The 25,532-nt window shown below is 40.0% G+C and carries 12 protein-coding genes and 2 pseudogenes; all 14 read left to right on the top strand.

Translation table 11 applies throughout. The features are described 5' to 3' along the window. The first annotated feature begins 23 nt into the window (after window positions 1-23). The gene (locus IPK31_18810) at window positions 24-1,442 is read left to right on the top strand and encodes a pectate lyase (protein ID MBK8089802.1); all 1,419 of its coding nucleotides are present in this window, start codon (window positions 24-26) and stop codon (window positions 1,440-1,442) included. 1 nt (window position 1,443) lies between these two features. After that, window positions 1,444-4,093: pseudogene (locus tag IPK31_18805) on the top strand (hypothetical protein). Window positions 4,094-4,148: 55 nt separating this feature from the next. Further along, window positions 4,149-5,696 carry a glycoside hydrolase family 28 protein gene (locus IPK31_18800; GenBank protein MBK8089801.1) on the top strand — a complete coding sequence of 516 codons (1,548 nt, stop codon included), beginning with the start codon at window positions 4,149-4,151 and terminating at the stop codon, window positions 5,694-5,696. A gap of 213 nt (window positions 5,697-5,909) precedes the next feature. Next, entirely contained in the window at window positions 5,910-8,699 is a 2,790-nt protein-coding gene (locus tag IPK31_18795) for a glycoside hydrolase N-terminal domain-containing protein (GenBank protein MBK8089800.1), read from the top strand. 64 nt (window positions 8,700-8,763) lie between these two features. Beyond that, window positions 8,764-12,309, top strand: coding sequence for a DUF4982 domain-containing protein (locus IPK31_18790; protein ID MBK8089799.1), 3,546 nt, complete (start codon window positions 8,764-8,766; stop codon window positions 12,307-12,309). A gap of 63 nt (window positions 12,310-12,372) precedes the next feature. Beyond that, entirely contained in the window at window positions 12,373-15,108 is a 2,736-nt protein-coding gene (locus tag IPK31_18785; protein ID MBK8089798.1) for a family 78 glycoside hydrolase catalytic domain, read from the top strand. A 23-nt stretch (window positions 15,109-15,131) separates the two neighbouring features. Continuing rightward, a complete protein-coding gene (locus IPK31_18780) occupies window positions 15,132-16,118 on the top strand; it encodes an aldo/keto reductase (GenBank protein MBK8089797.1) in 987 nt (328 codons plus the stop codon). Window positions 16,119-16,147: 29 nt separating this feature from the next. Next, entirely contained in the window at window positions 16,148-18,577 is a 2,430-nt protein-coding gene (locus tag IPK31_18775) for a glycoside hydrolase family 2 protein (GenBank protein ID MBK8089796.1), read from the top strand. Between the two features lie 203 nt (window positions 18,578-18,780). Next, window positions 18,781-19,499, top strand: a pseudogene (locus IPK31_18770) (DUF3826 domain-containing protein). Between the two features lie 58 nt (window positions 19,500-19,557). Continuing rightward, window positions 19,558-19,698, top strand: coding sequence for a hypothetical protein (locus IPK31_18765; protein ID MBK8089795.1), 141 nt, complete (start codon window positions 19,558-19,560; stop codon window positions 19,696-19,698). Then, window positions 19,680-21,977: a SusC/RagA family TonB-linked outer membrane protein gene (locus IPK31_18760; GenBank protein ID MBK8089794.1), complete on the top strand. Its 2,298-nt coding sequence runs from the start codon at window positions 19,680-19,682 to the stop codon at window positions 21,975-21,977. Before IPK31_18765 ends, IPK31_18760 begins: the two co-directional genes overlap by 19 nt. Continuing rightward, window positions 21,871-22,701, top strand: coding sequence for a hypothetical protein (locus tag IPK31_18755; protein ID MBK8089793.1), 831 nt, complete (start codon window positions 21,871-21,873; stop codon window positions 22,699-22,701). The genes IPK31_18760 and IPK31_18755 overlap by 107 nt, the downstream gene beginning before the upstream one ends. A 22-nt stretch (window positions 22,702-22,723) precedes the next feature. Next, window positions 22,724-24,538, top strand: coding sequence for a RagB/SusD family nutrient uptake outer membrane protein (locus IPK31_18750; protein MBK8089792.1), 1,815 nt, complete (start codon window positions 22,724-22,726; stop codon window positions 24,536-24,538). Between the two features lie 29 nt (window positions 24,539-24,567). Beyond that, window positions 24,568-25,482 (top strand): hypothetical protein, encoded by a 915-nt coding sequence (locus IPK31_18745; GenBank protein MBK8089791.1) that lies wholly within the window; start codon window positions 24,568-24,570, stop codon window positions 25,480-25,482. Window positions 25,483-25,532 lie beyond the last annotated feature (50 nt).

Genomic DNA, 25,532 nt, shown 5'->3' with positions numbered 1-25,532 from the left:
GTGAATGATTAAAATGATTTCTAATGAACAAAGGCAACTTTTTTTTTAAGAGTATAATGAAGGCAATGCTGATTCTGTTGCTTTCTGTTTCAGTACATGAAATTTATTCTCAGCAAATAGCATTCCCAGGTGCTGAGGGATTTGGTAAATATGCAACGGGAGGAAGAGGAGGCAAAGTAGTTGCAGTAACAAATCTCAATGATAGTGGTGAGGGAAGTTTTCGCTGGGCCCTGGAACAATTTCCCGGAGAACCACTAACAGTTATCTTTCGTGTATCAGGTATTATTGAACTGCAATCGAAAATTCAAATCAAACGTTCTAACTTAACTATTGCCGGGCAAACAGCTCCCGGTGATGGCATCTGTTTAAAAAATCAATCACTCATTTTAAATGGTGCATCTTCAAAAGGCAATCATGGTAATATCATTATCCGTTATATCCGTTCACGCCCAGGTGGTACATTGAAAACAGGATTGTATGGATTTGATATGGAGAACTGTCATGATGTAATTGTTGATCATTGCAGTTTCAGTTGGGCCAATGAAGAATGTGCAGCGATGTATGATACAAAAAATACAACCGTACAATGGTGCATTGTAAGTGAAGGATTATATGAAGCCGGTCATATGAAAGGCCATCGTTCCTATGGTGGAGTATGGGGTGGACAGTATGCCAGCTATCATCATAACTTGATTGCACATCTCAACAACCGTGCAATCCGTTTCAATGGTGCAAGGGCACATGATACAATCGCATTGATCGATTACCGAAACAATATTATTTATAACTGGGGCAATGCCAATGCCGCTTATGGTGGCGAAGTGAATCTTCCTAATGCAGTTTCGCAAGTAAACATCGTCAACAATTATTACAAACCCGGTCCGGCTGCGCCTGCTGAATTGAAGTTTGTGCATGCATCCTATCAAAAAGAAAAAAGTAAAGGTACAGGACAATGGTTTGTTGATGGTAATATCATGGAAGGCGATAAAGCATTGACCAAAAAGAATATGATTGGTGTTGATCTTAAAGAAGCAGGTTATCCCAAGAATGCAATTTCTGATAAAGCGTTTCCTGTTGCTGTTACATTACCAGTTGAAACCGCAAAAGAATCGTATGAAAAAGTATTGCGTTATGCAGGTGCTATCTTTCCCAAACGTGATGCAACGGATGAACGTGTAGTGAATGAAACAAGAACAGGCACTGCTATTGGCAAAGGTGTTTTTGGTAAGCCTGGTATTATTGATAATCCTTTAGCTGTGGGTGGCTGGGCTGAATATAAATCTGCAACTGCACCTGTTGATACAGATAATGATGGCATGCCCGATGCATGGGAAATAAAAAAGGGATTGAATCCGAATGATGCAAACGACCGCAACAAAGTAGATGCAAGCGGTTATACCATGCTGGAAATTTATTTAAACGAATTAGTGGAAGTGAAATAATATGAAGCAGATTTTCTTTGTCATATCATTCGTAATTTGTTCAGTTGTATCAGCACAGGTTAAAATTGAAAGTACGGCTCCTTCAGCAAGGACAATTTTTGCAATTGAAAAATTGCGAAATATAATTAGAGAACTTAAGCTGGATAAAAATAAACATTCCATTCTGCTTACGTTAGAGCCTAATGAAAAAAAGGAAAGTTTTACAATTAAAACAAAAAATAGCAATACTTATATTACTGGAAATGATGCAACAGGCATTTTGTATGGTTGTCTGGCGTTTGCAGATCATTTAAAAGCAACAAAGAAATTTCCTGTTACGTATTCGTTCAGTGATGCACCGGAGATGGTTTTGCGTGGAGCCTGCATAGGTGTACAGAAGCCCTACTACCTCCCCGGCAGAAATGTGTACGAATATCCTTACACACCCGAAACCTTTCCCTGGTTCTACGATAAAAAATTATGGATTCAGTATTTGGATTCAATGGTAACCAATCGCATGAACTCATTGTATCTCTGGAACGGTCATCCGTTTGCATCATTGGTGAAGTTGAAAGATTATCCGTATGCAGTTGAGGTGAATGATGCAACGTTTAAAAAGAATGAAGAGATCTATCGCTTCTTAACAACAGAAGCCGACAAGCGTGGCATCTGGGTGATCCAGATGTTTTATAACATCATTGTCTCCAAACCATTTGCTGAACATCACAAGATCAAAACACAGGAACGTGAACGACCGATCATTCCGTTGATCGCTGATTATACACGAAAATCAATCGCAGCATTTGTAGAAAAATATCCCAACGTTGGTTTAATGGTTTGCTTAGGCGAAGCAATGGAAGGAGTAGGCAAAGATGATATTGAATGGTTCACACAAACCATTATTCCGGGTGTGAAAGACGGATTGAAAGCGTTGAATAAAACAGAGGAACCACCCATTGTGCTGCGTGCACATGATACCGATGCGCCGGCCGTTATGCGTGCATCACTACCACTTTATAAAATTTATATACCGAGGCAAAGTTTAACGGTGAAGCATTGACCTATGCACGGCCAAGAGGAAGCTGGGCTGAATTACATCAGACATTAAGCAAACTCGGCAGTGTACAGATTGAAAACGTACATATCCTTGCCAACCTTGAACCGTTTCGTTATGGCTCGCCCGATTTTATTCAGCAGAGCGTAATTGGTATGCACGAAGTAATGGGTGGTAACGGTTTGCATTTATATCCGCAAGCTTCTTACTGGGACTGGCCTTACAGTGCAGATAGTGTAAAAGGAAAACGTTTATTACAAATTGAACGTGACTGGATCTGGTACAGTGCATGGAGCCGTTATGCCTGGAAAGCAAAACGTAACCGGGAAGAAGAAGTTGTTTACTGGAGTCGCTTGCTGGCTGATAAATTTGGTTGCAGTGAAGCAGATGGAAGAAAAATATTAACGGCGTATGAAGAGAGCGGAGAGATTGCTCCGAAATTGCTGCGTCGCTTTGGAATAACTGACGGTAACAGGCAAACACTCACACTTGGTATGTTGATGACACAACTCATCAACCCCTTCCGTTATGGGTTATTTACTTTGTTGTATGATGCAGAAGCACCGGAAGGTGAAATGATCCTTGATTATGCTGATAAAGAACACAAGGGAATCAAACATATTGGTGAAACACCGCCGCAGGTATCAAGAGAAGTGGTAGTACATGGTGATAAAGCTGCTGCACTCATCACAGAAGTAGCAAAGCGAATCACGAAGAATAAAGATGAATTCAATCGCATTGCGAATGATATGTATTGTTATAAAGCAATGGCCCATCATTTCAGTAATAAAGTAAATGCAGCGGTGCAATTGCTGAAATATAAATACAGTAACAATATTAATGATCTTGAGTTGGCAGTTCCAATGCTGCAAAAAGTGTGAATGATTACAAAGAACTGGCTCGACTTACTTCCAGCTCTTATCTCTATGCCAACAGTATGCAAACGCAGCAACGGAAGATTCCGATGCGTGGTGTAAATGGCACATTCAAACATTGGAATGAAATGCTGCCTGTGTTTGAAACAGAGTTAAAAACATTTCAATCTAAAATTGACTCACTGAAAAACACATCTTCATCAACCGTAAAAGAACGCAAGCCTTTTCAACCAGCGGATGTGAAGTTAAATCTTATGCCTGTTGTATTAAATGAAGACGCAGACATCTTTAGTGATACAAGTATCCGCATCAAACAACTGGCGTCTGAGTTGAAAGGGTTGAAATCCATTCAATTCTCTTATCAACAGCAGTTGACTCAGCCGACAGAGATCAACTTCTACTCTGATAAACCGGTAAAAATATTAGTAGGCTATTTCAAAACACAACGTGCTGCATTTACAACTGATACTGTTTTTGCCAAAGCACCCGAACTGGAAACAAATGCAAGTGCCGATGATTATGGTCAGGCAGAAATAAAAATATCCAACGCTATTGCATTGGATGGCATGCCACCGGTAAATATTCATACTTATACCTTCAAAGCAGGAACGCATACATTGAAGTTGCCGAAAGGTGTTTGTTTAGTATTGGGCTTTGTTGATGGCACACAGGTGATACCTGTATATGATGCGATGCTGATGAGTGATGCGAAGAATAAAAATATTGATTGGTTGTTTGAGTAAACGAACGAACCCCGTCAGCGGTTGAAAACCCTGACGGCGGTTATAAAATAAAAAGATGAAAAAACTGATTCTCTTTGCTATTGTAACAATTACTTGCTTCACTGCAACAGCACAAGGCTTTTATGATGTCACCAAATACGGTGCAAAAAAGGACAGCAGTAAACTGGCAACCAAACCAATAGCTGATGCCATCGCCGCTGCATCAAAAGCAGGTGGCGGTACGGTTTATTTTCCTGCAGGAAAATATTTAACCGGCCCTATTCATTTGAAAAGTAATATCACCATTCTAATTGATGCAGGAGCAGAATTGCACTTCTCTGATAATTTTGATGATTACCTGCCAATGGTGCAAAGTCGTTATGAAGGAGTGGATGTAATGAGTTTTTCACCGTTGTTCTATGCATACAAGGCCGAGAATATTGCTATCACGGGGAGAGGCACCATCAACGGGCACGGACAAAAGTGGTGGAATTATGCATTGACGTTTTATAAAAATCAAACGGAGCGGAATAAATATCAACTCCTGTTCGATAGTTTGAATAAAGATATTCTGTTACCAGATGATCCAACGCAAATGAAACGTGGGTTCTTACGCCCGCCGTTTATTCAACCGTTGTATTGTAAGAATGTATTAATCGAAGGAATTACGATCACCAATTCGCCTTTCTGGACAGTAACACCAGAGTTCTGCGAAAACGTAACGATCACAGGTGTAACAATTGATAATCCGAAATCGCCTAATACAGATGGCATTAATCCGTCGAGTTGTAAGTATGTGCATATTTCCGATTGTCATATCAGTGTAGGTGATGATTGTATTACGATCAAGTCCGGAAAAGATCTGGCAGGCAGAACCAAAGCAACGCCAGCAGAAAATTATACTATTACGAATTGTACCATGTTAAGTGGACATGGTGGTGTAGTGATCGGTAGTGAAATGAGTGGTGATGTAAAGAAGATCACCATCAGCAATTGTGTGTTTGATGGAACTGACCGTGGTATAAGAATTAAAACAACGAGAGGAAGAGGTGGAGTAGTGGAAGATATTCGGGTAGATAATATCATCATGAAGAATATCAAAGCGCAGGCAATTGTGCTGGATATGGAGTATTCAAAAGTAGCACCTGAACCGGTGAGTGAACGGACTCCACAGTTCCGGAATATCCGTTTTAGCAATATCACTGCTTACACCAAACAGGCGATGTATATTAATGGGCTCGATGAAATGCCTGTGAGTGAGATCAGTTTAAATGATTGTGTGTTTGAAGCTGAAACAGGAATCACAATTCGTAACGGAAAGGATATTGAACTGCACAATGTACGGGTGAATGTAAAGACAGGGCCGTCTTTATCAGTTGAGAAGACAGATCGGGTGATCGTTCATGGTTTTGTTTCTGCTAAACCAATAACAACTGCTCCGCTTATTCGTTTCACCAATGCGCAGAATGGATTGCTACAAAATAGCTGGCCTTTCAACGGAACAAAAACCTTTGTAGAAATAAAAGGAGCTAATACAAAAAACATCATATTTCAAAACAACATATTGGGTGAAGCAGAGGTGATTGTTGCAGATGATGTAAAGAAGGAAGAGGTGAAGCAGTGATGAGTGATGAATGATGAGTGATGAGTGAGGGACATTCGACTGACGGAATTAGAATGACAGTGACGGATAAATTTGTTCCGTAGGAACAACTGATGGGTAGCGAAAAGTCAATGAATGGTTTTGCGTCCCGTAGGGACGCTTGGTAAAAAAGAAGAATAGAATTGTTGTTGTACAAGTGAGTGACGCAACAAAGGTTAAATAGCAGTAGTAACGATGGTACAAAAAAAAACATATTTAGCTCTTGCAGTAACATTCTGTTGTTTGCAGATGTTGCAGGCACAGGATTTAAAACTGTGGTATCCCAAACCTGCTGTTAAATGGACAGAGGCACTGCCACTTGGTAACGGTCGTATTGGTGCAATGCTGTTTGGTGGAATTGAAAATGATCGCATACAGTACAACGAAGAAACGTTGTGGAACGGAGAACCAAGAGTGTATAGTCGCCCGGGTGCATATAAATATTTAGACAGTATTCGACAGTTGTTATTTCAAGGCAAACAAAAAGAGGCCGAAGCATTAGCGGAAAAGGAGTTCATGGGTTTGAAAAGTTATGATGGCGAAAAAGCAGGTTGGATAAATAAAGTAACGACAGATAAAAAATATACCGCACCAGGTTTTGATGACAGTAAATGGCAAACAATGACGGTGCCGAGTTGGGATGGGTGGGAAACTGTTGGACATGAAGGATTGGATGGTGCAGTGTGGTTTCGTAAAAGTTTTGTATTGCCTGATGATTGGAAAGAAGAAGATATGTTTTTTGATTTCAACCGCATTCGTGATTGGGATTATACTTATGTGAATGGACAGTTGGTTGGCAGTCAGCAAAACACAGAAGGAAGAAAATATACTGTTGCAAAAAATATTCTGCACAAAGGAAAAAATACAATTGCCATTTTAGTGCTCAACTTTTCTGATAAGGGCGGCATTTATGGTTATAAGGATACGGTGAAACATATCGGCGTTTATCCAGTAAGCAATGAAGAAGCAAGAATTTCATTGAATGGAGAATGGAAATATTTTGTAGAGAGTGATAATCCGCCACCTGTTGGAGTATACCAGGCATCGTATCAGCCGTTTGGTGATCTGAATTTAAAATTCAGCAATACAAGTAGTGCAACCAGTTACAGAAGAGAACTGGATATTGCCAATGCAATTGCAACTACGTCGTACAGAGCAAATGGCATAAATTTCAAGAGAGAATATTTTGTTAGTCAGCCTAACCAGGCAATCGTTATTAATCTTACGGCATCTCAAAAGGCAAGTATCAGCTTTACCGCTGAGTTAAGCAGTCCGCATAAAAATTATGCAATTACAAAAGTTAATAACGATGTTGTGTTATCGTTTAAAGTAAGAACAGGTGCATTACGTGGCGAAAGTTATATGCGTGTTGTTGCAAAAGCAGGAACCATGCGAATTGATAATGGGGAATTGATAATTAGTAATGCTGATGAGGCTACAATCTATTTAACGGCAGGAACTAATTACAAAAACTATAAAGACATTACTGCTGATCCGAAATTGCCTTGCATCAATGCATTGGCATCTGTTGTCGGGAAAACTTATCAGCAAATTAAAGCATCTCATATTGCTGAGTATAAAAAATGGTTCAACACCTTTTCAATTGTAATGGGCGATGGCAAGAAAGCCGAACAGTCTACAGAAGAGCGGTTGAACAATTTTGCAAAAGGCGATGATCCATCCTTTGCTGCATTGTATGTACAGTATGGAAGATATTTATTGATCTCATCATCACGCCCCGGTACAAGACCAGCAAATCTGCAAGGTATCTGGAATGATCTTGTTAATCCACCATGGGGAAGTAAGTACACAACGAATATCAATGCAGAAATGAATTACTGGCCTGCAGAGTTGTTGAACTTATCGCCGATGCATGAACCATTGTTTGATATGATCAGTGAATTGGCAGTTACAGGAAAACAAACTGCAAAAGATCATTACAATGCGCCGGGTTGGGTATTGCATCACAACACCGATGTGTGGAGAGGTACTGCGCCGATCAACGCTGCCAATCACGGTATATGGCAAACAGGTGGTGCATGGTTATGTCAGCATTTGTGGGAACGTTACCTGTTTACGCAGGATAAAAACTTTTTACGTAACAGGGCATATCCTATAATGAAAGAAGCTGCCTTGTTCTTTAACAGTGTCCTTGTAAAAGATCCGGCAACAGGGTATCTCATTAGTTCACCATCTAACTCACCGGAACAAGGTGGTTTGGTTGCTGGCCCAACAATGGATCACCAGATCATCCGTGCATTATTTCAGCATGTGATTGAAGCAAGTGAACTATTGAATACAGATGTTGCATTGCGAAATACATTAAAAGAAAAGTACAAACAGATCGCTCCAAATTTGATCGGAAAACATGGACAGTTGCAGGAATGGATGCAGGATAAAGATGATCCCAGCAACAAGCATCGTCATATTTCGCATTTGTGGGGCATGTATCCCGGTAATGAAATTAACTATGATGAATCTCCTGCGTTGATGAATGCGGCAAAACAATCTTTGCTCTTTCGTGGTGATGAAGCAACCGGCTGGAGCCTTGGTTGGAAGATCAATTGCTGGGCAAGATTTAAAGATGGTGAACATGCATTTACGATGGTGAAAATGTTATTGAGCCCGGTGAAAGGTGGAGCAGGTAGTTATCCGAATTTATTTGATGCACATCCACCGTTCCAGATCGATGGAAATTTTGGTGGTGCTGCAGGTATTGGTGAAATGCTGGTGCAAAGTCATACCAAGTATGTTGATCTGTTGCCTGCTTTACCTGCTGCTTTTGCCGATGGTGAAGTAAAAGGTATTTGTGTGAGAGGTGGTTTTATATTGGATATGAAATGGAATGCAGGCAAATTGGTAAAACTATCTGTAAGATCAAAAACAGGAAATGATTTGGTTCTTCGATACAATGGAAAGATTATTACAGTAAAAACAAAAGCAAATACAGTTTATAATTTTGATGGAGCGCTTAAACAGTTATAAGAAACTCCTCCCGACCTCCCCTGAAGAGGGAGGCCATCAACTGCACAGCCCTCGCTATGCCGGAATGCTGATATTATTTTTGCAGCGTGTTACTAATAAAGTGTTACATCTAAAATATACTTTTCGAAAAGATAGGGCTGTGTGTTTGAACTCCGCCTTTAGGGGGCATGGGGGGCTTCTTCTTTGTGCCTTTGTGTTTTTGTGGCAAAGCGTTTTTTCTCAACGAAAGGATATTTTATTAAATGAGAACTGGTTGACGATTGCTACTTCAAATGATGAGCTGCTTCCTGCAAATACTTATCAAACAGCAATCACCAATAACTGGAAGAAGATAAATGTTCCGCATAACTGGGATCAGTACGAAGGTTACAGAAGATTATTGCACGGTAACCGACACGGCGATTCATGGTATCGAAAAACCTTTTCTTCAACACAATCAAAAACAGGTAAACGTTTCTTTTTATTTTTTGAAGGTGTGGGATCATATGCAACTGTTTATCTCAACAACAAAAAAGTTGGAGAGCATATTGGCGGACGGACAACCTTTACATTGGATGTAACGGATATAATTAATACCGATGGCAGTTTAAACCAATTAGCAGTAAGAGCCTATCATCCCTCTACTATCAAAGACCAACCCTGGGTATGTGGTGGATGTAGTGATGAACGTGGATTTTCAGAAGGATCACAGCCGATGGGTATTTTTCGCCCGGTTCATTTGATAGTTACAAATGATGTTCGCATTGAACCATTCGGTATTCATGCATGGGCTGATGTAAGGAATAAGGAAGCGTTCCTTTCGATCAACAGCACATTTAAAAATTATTCAACTAAAAACAAGAAGATCACCGTAGTTCATCAGTTATTAGATGCAAAAGGGAAGATTGTGAAGGAAATTTCGTTTGTACAACTGATGAAGCCAAAGGATTCGCTGACGGTTTTACAAAAAGATATTAATGTGAACCTACTTCATCTATGGTCTGTTGAAAATCCATACTTATATAAAATCATTTCAGTTATCAAAGAAAACAATGTTGTTCTTGATAAAACAGAAACGGAGTTTGGCTTTAGAACAATCAATTGGAAAAATCCAACCAATCAATTTGTCTTAAATGGCAAACCTCTATTCCTTAACGGAATTGCAGAGTATGAACATTTGCTGGGGCAAAGTCATGCGTTCAGTCTTGAGCAAATTCTTTCACGATTCAAATGGTTGCAGTCAGCAGGGTTCAATGCATTTCGTGACGGGCATCAACCACATAATTTATTGTACGGACAATTGTGTGATCAAAAAGGAATTCTTTGGTGGACACAATTATCAGCACATGTATGGTATGATTCACCTGAGTTCAGAATGAATTTCAAACAGCTGTTAAAAGAGTGGGTGATCGAACGACGTAACAGTCCTTCGATTATTTTATGGGGTTTGCAGAATGAAAGTAAACTGCCGGAAGATTTTGCAAAAGAATGCACCGAGTTGATCCGTTCACTTGATCCCACTGCATCCACACAACGTTTGGTTACAACATGCAATGGTGGAACAGGAACTGATTGGGATGTGCCGCAAAACTGGACGGGTACTTATGGTGGAAATCCTGCAACTTATGATGATGATGTAAAGAAGCAGATATTGATCGGTGAATATGGTGCATGGAGAACAATCGATTTACATACTGAAGGTGGTTTTGTGCAGAATGGAATTTTAAGTGAAGACCGAATGGTGCAGTTGATGGAACAGAAAGTTCGTTTGGCAGAATCAGTGAAGGATAGCAGTGCGGGGCATTTCTTTTGGTTGTTGACATCGCATGATAATCCCGGTCGTGTACAAGGTGGTGAAGGGTTGCGTGAACTGGATCGTATTGGTCCGGTGAATTATAAAGGATTGCTTACACCTTGGGAAGAACCAACGGATGCATACTATATGTTCCGCAGTAATTATGCATCAAAAGAAAAGGAACCGATGGTCTACATCGTTTCGCATACATGGCCCAACCGCTGGATGAAGCCCGGCATCAAGGACAGTATTTATGTCTATAGTAATTGTGATGAAGTGGAATTGTTCAATGATTTAAATGGTTCATCACTTGGAAGAAAAAAGAAAAACGGCATTGGCACACATTTTCAATGGGATAAAGCGAATATTCGATACAATGTGTTGTATGCTGTTGGTTATGTAAATGGGAAGGCAGTTGCAAGAGATACGATTATGCTGCATCATCTGTCGCAATCGCCCAACTTCAAACAACTGTATGCAAATGCAAAACCGCTGACCAAACCAACAGCAGGTTACAATTATATCTATCGCATCAATTGTGGTGGCCCTGAGTATAAAGATGAAAATGATAATACATGGAAAGCTGATAAAGGATTTGCTACATCTTGGACGAAAGATTTTCCAGAAGTGCCAACCAACTTTGCAAGTCAACGCAGAACTTTCAGCCCGATAAAAGGAACGATTGATTGGAAACTCTTCCAGGATTTCCGTTACGGAAAAGATAAACTCAGCTATGAATTAGCATTGCCCGATGGTGAGTATTTAGTTGAACTATATTTTATTGAACCGTGGCTTGGAATCGGCGGCGGTATCAATGCAACTGGTATGCGGTTGTTTGATGTTGCGATCAATAATAAAATAGTTTTGAAGGATCTTGATATCTGGAAAGAGGTTGGAACAAATGCAGCGATAAAGAAAACAGTGAAAGTAAAGATCAGTGGCGGAAAGATGAAAATTTCATTTCCTGAAAGTAAATCAGGACAAGCCATCATTTCGGCAATTGCCATTGCTTCCATTAAAAAAGGTATCACAACCAAATCAAGTTCTTCATTTATCAGTGGTCTTTCTTGTGAAAATTGTAAAGAGCAGAGCTGGCTCGATATTGGTCAGCAACAATACGGTAACGGAGCCATCCAAGTCAACGCACTTCCTTCTAACTTGTTTGGTGCTGACTGGATTCAACTCAACAATAAAATACAAAAGCAAACAGTAAGCTTTCTGCCAACAATTGAGTTGGATATTTTTCTTGCAGTAAAAAGATCGGCTAAACAACCTTCCCCTGGAGAGTTGACCAAAACAGAATTGATCACAGATGAAGATGGCGGCACTGTTTACAATGTTTACCGCAAGCGTTACGCAAAAGATAAGAAAGTAAGTTTGACAATCGATCAGAATGTTGTACTTGCTTTTCTGCCGGTAAATAAAATGCAACCGGCTTATGATCTGAAGCCCGTCACTCCTTATCGAACCAATGTTGCCATCATCGGTGAAGGCGTGGTAAAAGATTCAGTGAATGGAAGAAGGTGTGCCGTCATCAAATCAAATGCAGCAACAACTATTCAATGGCCGGTGCAAACAGGAGTGGGCGATATTTATTCCATCACCATGAAATATTATTACCCGAATGAACAAATAGTGAAGGGAAGATTACAGTTGTTTGATGCAGGTGGCAACAGGATGATAGATGAAGCGGTTCAGTTTACATTTACACGTGTGGGTAAATGGAACCAATTTACGGTGAACACGGGTTCGCAGATCAATGCAGGAAATTATGTGGTGAAACTGGTAACAGAAAACGGAACTGAACTCGCTATATCAGGAATTGAGATACAATAAAGAACGCAGAACCCCGTCAGCGGTTGAAAACCCTGACGGCGGTTCGATGAATATAAGATTACAATGAAACGATGCTTGTTGATAATGACGATTTTTTTTGTGAGCCTTCAAATGAATGCTCAGCAATTAACTATTACCAATCTTCGTTGCGAAAGCCGCATCAATCCGTTAGGTGTTGATGTGATCCATCCAAAACTTAGGTGGGAATTACAATCAAAGCAGCATAACGTGTTGCAGACAGCGTATCGTATTCTTGTTGCCGATGATGAAATACTACTGAAGAAAAATATCGGCAATGTGTGGGATTCAAAACAGATCAAATCTTCAGCATCCATACAGGTTACATATTCAGGTAAAGTATTACAATCAGCTAAAAGATATTTCTGGAAAGTTCAGGTATGGGATAATAAAGGAAATACATCATCATGGAGCAGTGCAGCACATTGGCAAATGGGTTTATTGCAAACGAAAGACTGGAGCAATGCAAAATGGATTGCGTACGAAAACCTGCCCGATAGTATAAAGATCATTCCTGCTGAACATGGTAGCGGAAAAAGGGAGTGGGGCAAACGTCCGGATGTGTTACCACTGTTCCGTAAAACACTCAGTGTAACAAAAAAAATTAAACAGGCAACTGCATTTATTTGCGGGCTTGGACAATTTGAAATGAGCATCAACGGGAAAAAAGTGGGTGATCATTTTTTAGATCCGGGCTGGACGAAGTACAGTAAGCAGGTGCAATATGTAACCTTCGATATAACAGATCATTTAAAGACTGGATCAAATGCTGTTGGCGTTATACTTGGCAATGGTTTTTATTATATACCAAGTGAGCGATACAGGAAAATGACGGGTGCCTATGGTTATCCGAAAATGATTGCAAAAATCGTAGTAGAATATGCAGACGGTACAACATCAATAATTGTAAGTGATGAAAGCTGGAAAACTTCTCCATCGCCCATTACCTATTCCAGTCTTTACGGCGGTGAGAATTATGATGCAACATTAGAACAGCAAGGCTGGAATGAAAGCGGCTTTGATGATAAGGGTTGGAAGAAAGTAGTGATTGCAGAACCACATGTCTTGGTTTCACAAACCACAGCGCCGATAAAAGTGATGCAGCAGTTTAGTCCAATCAGTATCAAAGAAATTAAAACGAATATGTGGGTATATGATTTTGGACAAAACATGTCGGGCATACCTGAAGTAGTGGTGAATGGAAAACGTGGTGATACAATTCGTATAACTCCTGCTGAGCTGTTGAAGGAAGATGGAACCGCCAATCAAAGAGCAACCGGCAGTACAAGTTATTATCAATATATTTTAAAAGGCGATGGCGATGAAACTTGGCATCCACGCTTCACCTATTATGGTTTTCGTTATGTACAGGTTGATGTGTTCCCAACTGAAGCAAATCGTCAAACAAAAATTATTGCTGTAAAAGCATTACATACAAGAAACAGTGCTGCTGATGCAGGTTCGTTTACCTGTTCAAACGAATTGTTCAATCAAACCAATAAACTCATCAAGTGGGCAATCAACAGCAATATGCAAAGTGTGTTTACCGATTGTCCGCATCGGGAGCGTTTGGGATGGCAGGAGCAATTGCACCTGATGGGTAATGCACTGCAATACAACTACGATATTCATACGTTAGCGAAAAAAATCACGGCTGACATCAGGGCAGAACAAAATGCAAATGGGTTGGTTCCATCCACAATTCCCGAATACACCGAAATGCATTTTGCTGATGGATATTTCAGAGATTCGCCGGAGTGGGGCAGTAATGCTATTCTCTTTCCCTGGAATTTATATCAATGGTATGGTGATAAAGGAGAACTTTTAAAGAATTATGCAACGATGCAAAAGTACATGCAGCATCTTCGCAGTAGAGACAGCAGCCATTTGTTGATGTATGGTTTGAGTGACTGGTATGATCTCGGCCCCAACCGCCCGGGTTTTTGTCAGCTTACACCAATGGGTTTGACTGCAACGGCTTATTATTATCATGATATTATCATGAACAAAACAGCAACTTTGCTTGGTAAGAAAAAAGATGCCATGATTTATGTAGCATGGGCCGATAGTGTGAAGCTTGCTTTTAATAAAAAGTATTATCATCCTGAAACAAAGCAATATGGTTCCGGCAGCCAGACTTCCAATGCCATTGCAGTTAGTTTTGGTTTGGTGAATGAAAAAGATAAAGCAGCTGCTATTGAAAACCTTGTGAAAGAAATTGAGCAGGGCAATTATAAATTAACCAGTGGTGATATTGGTTTTCATCACCTGTTGAAAGTGTTGAACGAAGCAGGCCGGAATGATATTATTTATTTGATGAACAACCGTACTGATGTGCCGGGTTATGGTTACCAGATCGTTCATGGAGCAACTGCTTTAACCGAATCATGGCAGGGTCTTCCTATTGTAAGTAACAATCATTTCATGCTTGGCCATTTGATGGAATGGTTCTATACCGGGCTTGCAGGCATCAAACAAACAGAAAATTCTGTAGCCTATAAAGAAATCATGATCAGGCCTGAAGTTGTGGGCGATATGACAAATGCGAAAGCATCTTTTCAATCACCTTACGGATTGATTAAAAGTGAATGGGCAAAAACAGAAAAGATGTTTGAATTAATTGCTGAGATACCTGCCAACAGTACCGCAGTTATCTATGGGCCGGTAAATGAAAAGCAGGTAGTTTTGCAGAATGGCAAAAAGGTGAATGCAACATATAGAAACGGAAGAGCAGTTATAAAAATCGGTTCAGGTAATTACCGTTTTACAGTTGAATATTAATAAAGCAGGTAACAGGAATTATTATGCAATACAGAACATTAGGAAAGACAGGATTTAATATTTCAGCAATCAGTCTCGGTACATGGCAGGTAGGTGGTAAATGGGGAAGTGCATTTGATACTAAAAATGCAGAGAAGATTTTACATACTGCGGTTGATAACGGGGTGAACTTTATTGATACCGCTGATGTGTACAGTGATGGAGACAGTGAGAAAGCAATTGGCCGTTTCCTGAAGACAAGAAAAGAACAATTGCATGTAGCTACAAAATGCGGAAGACAGATTCAGCCACATGTGAGTGAAGAATATCAGCCTGCTGTTTTACGTAAATATGTAGAAGACAGTTTACAACGGTTACAGGTAGATACACTTGATCTCATTCAATTGCATTGTCCGCCAACACAGGTGTTTTATCGCCCGGAAATATTTGGGTTGTTTGATGATTTAAAAAAAGAAGGAAAAATTCAGCATTTGTGTGTGCGTGTAGAGAAGGTTGAAGAAGCATTAAAAGCTATTGAGTTTGATAATGTAACAACGGTACAAATCATCTTTAATATGTTTCGCCAGCGCCCTGCTGAATTATTTTTGCAGAAGCAAAACGAAAAAAATATTGGTGTAATTGTTCGTGTGCCGTTGGCAAGTGGATTATTAACCGGTAACTATACGGCACAAACTGTATTTGAAAGCGGTGATCACCGTCAGTTCAACCGTAATGGTGAAGCCTTTGATAAAGGAGAAACATTCTCCGGGATTGATTATGCAACTGGGTTAAAAGCTGTTGAAGAATTAAAGCAAATTGTTCCTGTCGGCAAAACCTTGTCTGCGCTCGCATTAAAATGGATTTTGGGTTTTGATGCGGTAAGCACAGTTATTCCCGGTGCTTCGAAACCGGAACAGGTTGTACGCAACCTTGAAGCATTGAATGAGCAATCGCTTAACAGTGATCAATTACAACAGGTACAAACTGTTTACGAAAAGTATATCAAACCATCCGTTCATCAACTGTGGTAGAATTATTTATCTGCTGTGAAATATAGTGTATGATCAAACGAATTTTTCTTACTGGTCTTTTTTTTCTTGTATGCCAAACTGCTTTTTTGCAGGTTCGTTCAACTGTTGATTTTAATAATGGTTGGAAATTTTATTCAGGTAATGATAGCCTGGCAAGTAATGTAAACTATAATGATTCCAAATGGCGAAGCTTATCCTTACCACACGACTGGAGTATTGAAAGTAATTTTTCAGCAATACATCCATCGGGCAATTTGGGTGGTGCACTTCCCGGCGGCATTGGCTGGTACCGTAAAACATTTACGGTTCCTGCAGAATCAAAGAATAAAAATATACGCATTGAATTTGATGGTGTTTATAAGAACAGCGAAGTGTGGATCAACGGACATTTCCTCGGTAAGCGTCCAAACGGTTATATCAGTTTTTCCTATGATCTCACTCCTTATTTGAATTATGGCAAGACGAATGTGATTGCGGTAAAAGTGGATAACAGTCAGCAACCTGATTCAAGATGGTACAGCGGTAGTGGTATTTATAGGGATGTGAAGCTTATTGTTGTCAATCCTGACCTCTTTATAAAAGATACCAGCCACTTTATTACAACAAGCGATATAACTACTAAAAGGGCAAAGGTTACTATTGCTATGGAATTATCATCTTCAGAAAAATCAGATATACCAGTTTCTTTTTTTACAAATATTTATGACCAAAATGGGAAATTGGTAAAAACAGCTGAGATACTTGGGAGAGAAAAGCATATATCCATTTCGAATTCAGAGCGGGTTCAATACTCAGTTATTATCTCCAATCCGTTTCTTTGGTCTGTCAGCAACCCATATTTATATAAAGCAGTTACAAAAGTTTTCCGAAGTGGAGTGCAGACCGATGAGCTAACCACCACTTTCGGCATCCGTTCTTTCCGTTTCGACAGCGAGAAAGGATTTTTCCTCAACAACAAGCCTTTAAAAATTCAGGGTGTTTGTATGCATCATGATCTGGGTGCATTAGGTGCAGCATTCAATAAAACCGCAGCAAAACGGCAGCTCACTATTTTAAAAGAAATGGGTTGCAACGCCATCCGGTTTTCACATAATCCTCCGGCGTCAGAAATGCTTAACCTCTGCGATGAAATGGGATTTCTTGTAATGGTTGAAGCATTTGATATGTGGAAGAGAAAGAAAAACAAATTCGATTATCATCTTGAATTTGAAGAATGGCATGAACGGGATCTGCAGGCAATGATTCTGCGAGACAGAAATCATCCATCCGTTTTTATGTGGAGCATCGGTAATGAAATCGGGGAACAGTTCGACAGTACAGGAACAGTCATTGCCAAACGATTAGTTGATATTGTAAAAGCACTGGATACAACAAGACCCGTAACATCGGCACTTACTGAAACCTTTGCTGAGAAAAATTTCATTACAAAGGCCGGCAGACTGGCGGTACTTGGATTTAATTACAAGGAGTATGACTATGCTGAACTGCCGAAACGTTTTCCCGGTCAGAAATTCCTTGCAACAGAAACTGCATCTGCATTAGAAACAAGGGGAGTTTATCAATACCCGGGAGATTCAGTACGCATCTGGCCACCCAACTTTAAAGAGCAGAAAAATTTCACAGGTGGCAATGCTGATTTTACCTGCGCCGCTTATGATAACACATTTGCTTACTGGGGAAATACGCATGAAAAATCGTGGTTGGCAGTTAAAAATAACCCACATATTGCCGGGCTGTTTGTATGGAGCGGGTTTGATTATTTAGGTGAGCCTACGCCATACCCGTACCCTGCACGTAGCAGTTATTTCGGAGTAATTGATCTGGCTGGATTTCCAAAAGATGTGTATTACATGTATCAAAGCGAATGGGGTACCAAACCTGTTCTTCATTTATTCCCGCATTGGAACTGGCAGGTTGGAACAACTGTTGATGTTTGGGCTTATTATAACAATGCGGATGAAGTGGAATTATTTCTCAATGGCAAATCGTTAGGTGTAAAGAAAAAAGAAAACAATTCATTCCATGTAATGTGGCGTGTGCAATTTGAACCTGGGGTATTAAAAGCTGTATCAAGAAAAAAAGGAAAGATTGTTTTAAGTAAAGAAATGAAGACTGCCGGCAAAGCTGCCAAAATTGAATTGATTGCCGACAGGAAAAACCTGAAAGCAAACGGGAAAGATCTTTCCTTCATTAAAGTGCGCATTCTTGATAAAGATGGTATTCCTGTTCCTGATGCAGATAACCTCCTTGAATTTTCTGTTGCAGGCGCAGGAACAATTGCAGGAACAGATAACGGTTTCCAGGCTGATACTGTTTCTTTAAAAACTAAGCAAAGAAAGGCATGGAAAGGGCTTGCATTAGTGATTGTCCAATCGGCTCAAAAACAGGGAAATATTACAGTAATTGCAAAATCGGCCGGTTTAAAGGAAACAAGACTTTCGCTAAAAACAGGTGAATAGAGGGCGAAATGCCGTTTCGGGAACGATTGCGTAAGATTTAACAAAATAGTAAAATGTTCCATCATTACAGCAAAACCTTACATTGTTAAGGGGTTGGGGTCACTGTACCTTTAGTTCGGAATAAATGATTTGTTTCTCTTTAAAAAATCATTCATTTTCTAACGATTAAAAGCTGTATAATGACAAGACGTTTGCTTGCTGATATGGTACAAACTTCCACCAAAAATCTGGCGGGGATCATTTCCTCTGCTTTTTCCTTTACAAAGATTGGGTTCATTATTCTTGCTTTAGTAAGCAGTGTTTACAGTTATGCACAACAAAACAGCAATGAGCAACAGGAACAGTATCTGAAAGTAATTACAGAACGTTCTGCAAAGATTGTCAACACATTATCTATTACTGATTCAGTTAAGTATAAGAAGGTACTTGCTCTCCTGGTTAATCAGTATACACAACTCAGCAATGTACATGATCAAAGTAAGGCAGTAACTGCCGAAATAAAGAAGCAAACACTTGCACCCGAAGAGTCAGCGGTTCAGTTAAAGAAAGCAGAAGAAAAAAATCTTCACAGCTGTTGCAGCTTCACAGCAGTTTTTTAGCTCATATAAAGGAGAACTTGTCAGACGAACAAATAGAACTGGTAAAAGACGGGATGACCTACCGCATCTTCCCGATTACTTATGCTGCCTACCAGGACATGATCCTCACTTTAACTGCTGAACAAAAGACAAAGATTTACGGATGGCTGAAAGAAGCAAGAGAACTGGCAATGGATGAAGGTTCATCCGATCAAAAACATGCCGTATTCGGAAAATACAAAGGACGTATCAATAATTATTTATCTGCCGCAGGATATGATATGAAGAAAGAAGGCGAAGAATGGCAGAAGCGAATTGACGCAAAAAAATCCGCACAACATTAATTTTTTTAACCCAAATTGATAGTAAACAACATTTTCTGAGCTTAAAACCAATTGTTATATGAGTAATTTGCGACTGTTAAAGCCAATGCTGTTGTTATTTCTGCTGTGCAGTTCACTGTTTGCCTTTGCACAGGATGTAACAATAACCGGTAAGGTAGTTGACAAGAAACCGGCAATGGCCTGGATGGAGTTAGTATAAAAGTTAAGAATACAAAAACAGGTACTGTTACCAATGCTAACGGAAGCTTCACTATTAAAGCACCATCAAGTGAATCAATTCTCGTCTTTTCTTACGTAGGTTATACCATCTACCAGCAAAAAGCAGGAGAAACTTCTTCAGTTTCCATTGCAATGGTAAAAAATGATGCTTCACTGGAGGAGGTTATCGTTATTGGCTATGGTACTAAAAAGAAAGTAAATGTGTTAGGCTCTGTTGGTGCAATTAAACCTACACAAATTGAAGATTTACCTGTAGCAAACCTTGGTTCGGCTTTAATTAACCGATTACCGGGCGTAGGTGTCAATTTTGCTTCTGGTAAACCGGGTTCATCTACAACGATTACCATTCGTGGAGCCAACGTTTTTTCCGGAGCTTCTGCTGTTGGCGCTACAGCCGATCCCCTATATGTAATTGATGGTATTGTTGCAACCAAAGAAGATTTTGAAAACCTTGATGCAAGTTTGGTTGAAGATATCAGCTTCCTCAAAGATGCTTCTGCAGCTATTTATGGTGCGGCTGGTGCAAAAGGAGTTGTGCTGGTAACAACGAAGAAAGGAAAGCCAGGAAAACCACGCATTTCTTATTCAGGTTATTTTGGCACATCAACTGAGGCGGTAAAGCCAAAGATCATGAGTGCTTATGAACATGCAAAAATGCTGAACGATGGTTACGAAATTAACAGCGCACCTGCCAGTCAGCGTTTTTCACAGGCGGATCTTGATTTTCTTAAAACTAACCCATACAAAAGCTGGTACGATGAAATGTGGAAACCAACCACATTGATGCGCCATACAGTAAATGTAAGTGGTGGCTCAGATCGTATTACATTTTTTGCCGGTGGTAACTATTTCCGTGAAACCGGTAACTATGGCGACATCAGCGTACAGAAATATGGATTTCGTATGGGAACAACGGCTAAAATTATTGATGGGTTAACTGCCAACGTAATTTTTGCATCCGATTTTAGTGGAGAAAACCGTAACACACTGAAAGGGGCAAATGATGAAACAGATGATCTTTCTATACGTTCAATTTATCTTACCCCAAAGTGGGTGCCATTAACAATTAACGGAACCTATGTTGGCTGGAGTGGAGTTAATCCTCCCGGTAACTGGAATCCGATTGCACTCTTTAATTCGGGTAACTATAAGCGGAATAAGTCACAAGGGTTAAGTGTAAACGCATCATTAGAATATAAACCTTCGTTCCTGAAAGGGTTAACTGCCCGTTTACAGTTTGGCCGTTTAAACAGAAACACAGCAAATAAAGAATACTTCCCGCCTTATTTTGTGGGCAACTTTATCCGTGGCGGACAGAATTGTTTATTGTATACAGAAACCTTAAACGCAAGTACACCTTTTCAACGTGTTTCTAACTCCGATCAGTTGGCAGAAGGTTCTGATATTAACGGAAGTTACCAGCTAATTTCAACACTCGCTTACGGTAAAAAATTCCGTAGTCATGAGTTTGATGTAATGGTAGGTTTTGATCAGAGCGAAGCTACAACACAAAATATTTTCTTCTATAAAAACGGTCAGTTGGTAAGTGGTATCGATCAGTTCTGGGCTTTCAGCAACGACGGTCAAACGATCCGTAACCCTTCTTACACCAACTCAGCGAAACGTTCATTCCTCGGTCGTTTAAACTATTCGATTCTCGATCGTTACATGCTGGAAGTTATTGCACGTTACGATGGTTCAGTTAAGTTTCCTCCTGACACCCGTTGGGGTTTATTCCCATCAGTTGGTTTAGGCTGGAAAATCAGTGATGAGGATTTCTTCAGAAACCGTATCAATTTTATTAGCTATATGAAGATCCGTGCCAACTATGGTTTAGTTGGTGAAGACCGTACAACTAACCGTTTGTGGGAGGCACGCTTTACGCAAACAACCGGTATGTTGTTTGGTACAACTGTAACGAATGGTCTTGATCCAAGCATATGGCCTAACCCGAATATTACCTGGGAAAAAGCCCGTACGTTTAACATTGGTTTTGATATGAACCTGTTAAAAAATTCGTTGAACTTCACATATGATTTCTATCACCGTTATAACTACGATGGTTTTGATCAACTGCCAACATCAGCATTGCCTCCAACAGCGGGTGTGGGTTCCGCAGTTATCAATTATGGTCAAAGTATCAGTTGGGGCCATGAATTTTCTTTTGGTTACAGAAAATACTTTAAGAAAAGACTGGAACTTTACTGCCGATGTAAACTTTGGATTCTCAAACAGCCAGTTACTGCGTGGTTTCTTTAACGAAACTCAATTAGGTACTTATGGTTCAAACCAGTTAGGTATTCTTGTTGGTCGTGATCCACGTACTTATAATGGAAGCAATACCGGTTATATAACAAAAGGAATTCTCCGCACCCAGGCAGAAGTAGATGCATTGCTGGCAAAAAATCCGAACTATTTAATTGGTGGCGCAAAACCTCAGGTAGGCTTTATGGATTTTGAAGATATTAATGGCGATGGCAGAATTGATGATAATGATGTTACCATCATGTTCAACCGCACAACACCTGTGGTATCATTTGGTATGACTTTCGGAGTAGCATACAAATCATTTAAACTGCAGATGAATATGAACCTGCGTGTTGGTGGCAAGCAGTTTTATGATGGTGAAGCAAGAAAGGTTCCAACCACAACTCAAAATGCGCCATCTTTCTGGACAGATCATTGGACACCTGAAAACCCCAATGCAAAATATCCACGTGCCGATGCGCCATTGGCCAGAGAAAACTCAACCTTCGGTGCTGTTAACGGTACACAAAGCCGCATAAACAATATGGTGCTTTCCTATTCTTTGCCGAAGCATATTGCCGACAAATTAAAGATTCCCGATTTCAGAGCGTTCTTAACCGGTACAAATCTCTGGAACATTGTCAACCCGTTAAAATATAAGGATCCTTATACATCCAACTTTGCAAGCTATCCAACCTTGCGTTCAATTTCACTTGGTGTAAACGTATCACTTTAATGATTGCTTAAAACTGAAAATTATGTTCATAAAAAATAAAATATCAAAGTTTGCAATTGCTGCAGTTTTTCTGGTGATGGCTTTAACAGCATGTAAAAAGGATTTCTTCAATATTGTAGATCCGAATGGTATTGATTCTAAAATCTGGAGTGATGAAGGTGCAGTTAACCTGTTCCTTAACAGAAGTTACGATCTCATTATTCCTACATGGCCAACAGTGGGTGGTATCCACAATACATCAGATGAATTAAATAATGCAAATACTGCATTTTTATATGGTACACTTGTGGAAAATTCTGTTACCGATATTGGCACAGGTACTTCTATTACCACCAACCGTTATTTCGATATCAGGCGTTGTAATATTGCCATTGAAGGCTTAAACGACGGTAATTTACCCGAAGCAACCAAGAATACCTTAAAAGGTCAATTCTTCTTCCTTCGTGCATTTGTTTACTTCCGTCTTGTTTCTTTATATGGTGGTGTGCCGCTTATTTTGAAAGCGCAGGATTTAAATGGTGAGGACCTGAACGTTCCCCGTTCAAAGACAAGCGAGTGTATTGCAGCCATTACCAGAGATCTTGATTCAGCGGCAGCTTTTTTGCCCACTTCATGGACTAGCACAAACATTGGCCGTATTACAAAAGCCACTGCTTTAGCGTACAAAGGAAAGGCTCTGCTCTACTGGGCAAGCCCGCAGTTTAACCCAACCAATATAGCCGATCGTTGGGAAAATGCCTACAAGGCAAACAAAGCTGCTTACGATACTGCTTTAGCGAACGGTTATTTATTGTTTAGTAACTATGCAAATATTTTTGTTACAGAAAATAATGCGGAGGCAATGCTGGTTCGTAAACATGATGCCATATCAATCAGCCCCGGCCGTGGTACAAACAATGAATATATTACTCGTCCATTCTCCGAAGGTGGTGGCGGCGGTTCCAATCAGCCAACATTGAATTTGGTGCAGGCATATACAACAAAAGATATATTGCCTATCACACACGCATCGTCCGGTTATAATGCAACCATGTTCTGGCAAAACCGTGATCCCCGTTTTGACATGTCGATTGCTTATAATGGCGTTGTATGGCCGCTGAGTAATAAGGTAGGTCGCAAACAATGGAACTATACAGGGGTATTGGACGAATCTGCTTCAACTATTGTAACAGGTTTTTATTGCAGAAAAACAACCAATCCTTCTTTAGCTGCAACGCAGGCATTATACAACAGTAATACCGGCGGTGGAAGTGGTATGGATTGGGTAGAGTTCCGTTTTGCAGAACTGGTAATGAACCTGGCAGAATGTGCAAACGAAACGGGACGTTTAACCGAAGCAAAAGATTTGGTTCGAAAAATCCGCCAGCGTGCAGGTATAGTACAAGGTTCATTTGATTATGGTTTAGATGTAGCAACTGATGTTGCAAGTATGCGTGACCTGATTCTGAAAGAGCGCCAGGTTGAGTTTGCAATGGAAGGGAAGCGTTACTGGGATCTTCGCCGTACAAGAAACCTGTACCTGCTTTCTACACGGCAATCGCTCAAGTGTGTACCAAAACCTCCTTATTATGCAGGTACAGGTACAACGGCTGGCAGAATTTATCTCGATAAGGCTGATGCGTTTGGTGTAAAACCAAGAGACACAGCAAATCTTAATAATCCTGCAGTGTATGCAGCTATGTTCACTGTTACAATTGCATCGCTGGAAGGTTCTAATGTAATCAGCATGCCCGAAAGGTATTATTTCTACCCATTACCCAACATCTTTAACCAGGCGAGTTATGTAATGGCACAAACCAGTGAATGGGCTGGTAGCACATTAGATCCATTACAATAAAATCTTTAACTACAATTAAATATCATATTATGACATTCAGATTGTTCAAATATATTTCTGCAGCGGTTTTGATACTCCTGTTTGTTGCAGCCTGCGAAAAAAAACGGGAACCGATCGACGCATACAAAGTAACAGTAGAGTATAAAAACAGCAATCCTTTTTCTGTTACGGCAGATAAAGAGGTTAATCCGAAAGACAGTATCTTCTTTGACTTTACTGTTACATCGCAAGAACCGATGACCTATGTGGAAATTCAGAAAAATGGTGTAAGAATTGATACTTTCAATGTTTCCGGCAGCAAGAATACATTCTCTGCCAGCAAAGGCTATCGTGCTGATAGTATTCCCGGAAATTTTTCTTACCGCATATTGGCCCGTAATAAAAGTGCAGTGTTCCTTGGTGATGGAAATAAACTGTTTACTGTTACTGTTAAGCCGGATTTCTATTTTTGGTCGTACAGGATTTTAGCGGTACCCGATACAGTGAATAAGACCAATAAATGCTATTATTCAACGAGTGATGGTAAAATTTACAGCTATACTGAAGGAGCGGCAAATTCTGCCAGTATTGACTTTGGTTATTATTTTGATACTACCACTGCTAATAAACATACCATCTATGCATTAAGCGGAGCACAGGCACAATTGTCTTATTATGACATAAGTGCATGGACGAAAAATGCAACAGTATTTAAGAAAATGGCAACCAGTGTAAACTTTGTAACTGGTCTTACATCTGCTGGTGCAATTAACACCCTGATTAAAAATAATATGACATCAGGAACAGCAGCGAAAGTTACAACCGTAAGTACAACATCGGGAAGTAATGTTATTGGATTTAAAACAGCAGCAGGGAAGTATGGAGCAATTTTAATCCGCTATGTAAACAGAGACTTACCTGCAAATGGTACAGTTATCGAGGTCGACGTAAAAGTGCAGAAATAAGTTTCAGAATAACACGATATGCGAAAGAGAAAGTGTTATCACTTTCTCTT

This window comes from Chitinophagaceae bacterium, assembly GCA_016713085.1.
GTDB lineage: Bacteria > Bacteroidota > Bacteroidia > Chitinophagales > Chitinophagaceae > Lacibacter.
The sequence above is the reverse complement of the archived record's forward strand: the minus strand, read 5'-3'. Positions and strand labels throughout refer to the sequence as shown.

What these genes read in the sequence shown, in the direction of transcription:
- IPK31_18810 (MBK8089802.1), top strand. Translation starts at nt 24, where the DNA reads ATGAACAAAGGCAACTTTTTTTTTAAGAGTATAATGAAGGCAATGCTG.
- IPK31_18800 (MBK8089801.1), top strand. Translation starts at nt 4,149, where the DNA reads ATGAAAAAACTGATTCTCTTTGCTATTGTAACAATTACTTGCTTCACT.
- IPK31_18795 (MBK8089800.1), top strand. Translation starts at nt 5,910, where the DNA reads ATGGTACAAAAAAAAACATATTTAGCTCTTGCAGTAACATTCTGTTGT.
- IPK31_18790 (MBK8089799.1), top strand. Translation starts at nt 8,764, where the DNA reads ATGCTGATATTATTTTTGCAGCGTGTTACTAATAAAGTGTTACATCTA.
- IPK31_18785 (MBK8089798.1), top strand. Translation starts at nt 12,373, where the DNA reads ATGAAACGATGCTTGTTGATAATGACGATTTTTTTTGTGAGCCTTCAA.
- IPK31_18780 (MBK8089797.1), top strand. Translation starts at nt 15,132, where the DNA reads ATGCAATACAGAACATTAGGAAAGACAGGATTTAATATTTCAGCAATC.
- IPK31_18775 (MBK8089796.1), top strand. Translation starts at nt 16,148, where the DNA reads ATGATCAAACGAATTTTTCTTACTGGTCTTTTTTTTCTTGTATGCCAA.
- IPK31_18765 (MBK8089795.1), top strand. Translation starts at nt 19,558, where the DNA reads ATGAGTAATTTGCGACTGTTAAAGCCAATGCTGTTGTTATTTCTGCTG.
- IPK31_18755 (MBK8089793.1), top strand. Translation starts at nt 21,871, where the DNA reads ATGAATTTTCTTTTGGTTACAGAAAATACTTTAAGAAAAGACTGGAAC.
- IPK31_18750 (MBK8089792.1), top strand. Translation starts at nt 22,724, where the DNA reads ATGTTCATAAAAAATAAAATATCAAAGTTTGCAATTGCTGCAGTTTTT.
- IPK31_18745 (MBK8089791.1), top strand. Translation starts at nt 24,568, where the DNA reads ATGACATTCAGATTGTTCAAATATATTTCTGCAGCGGTTTTGATACTC.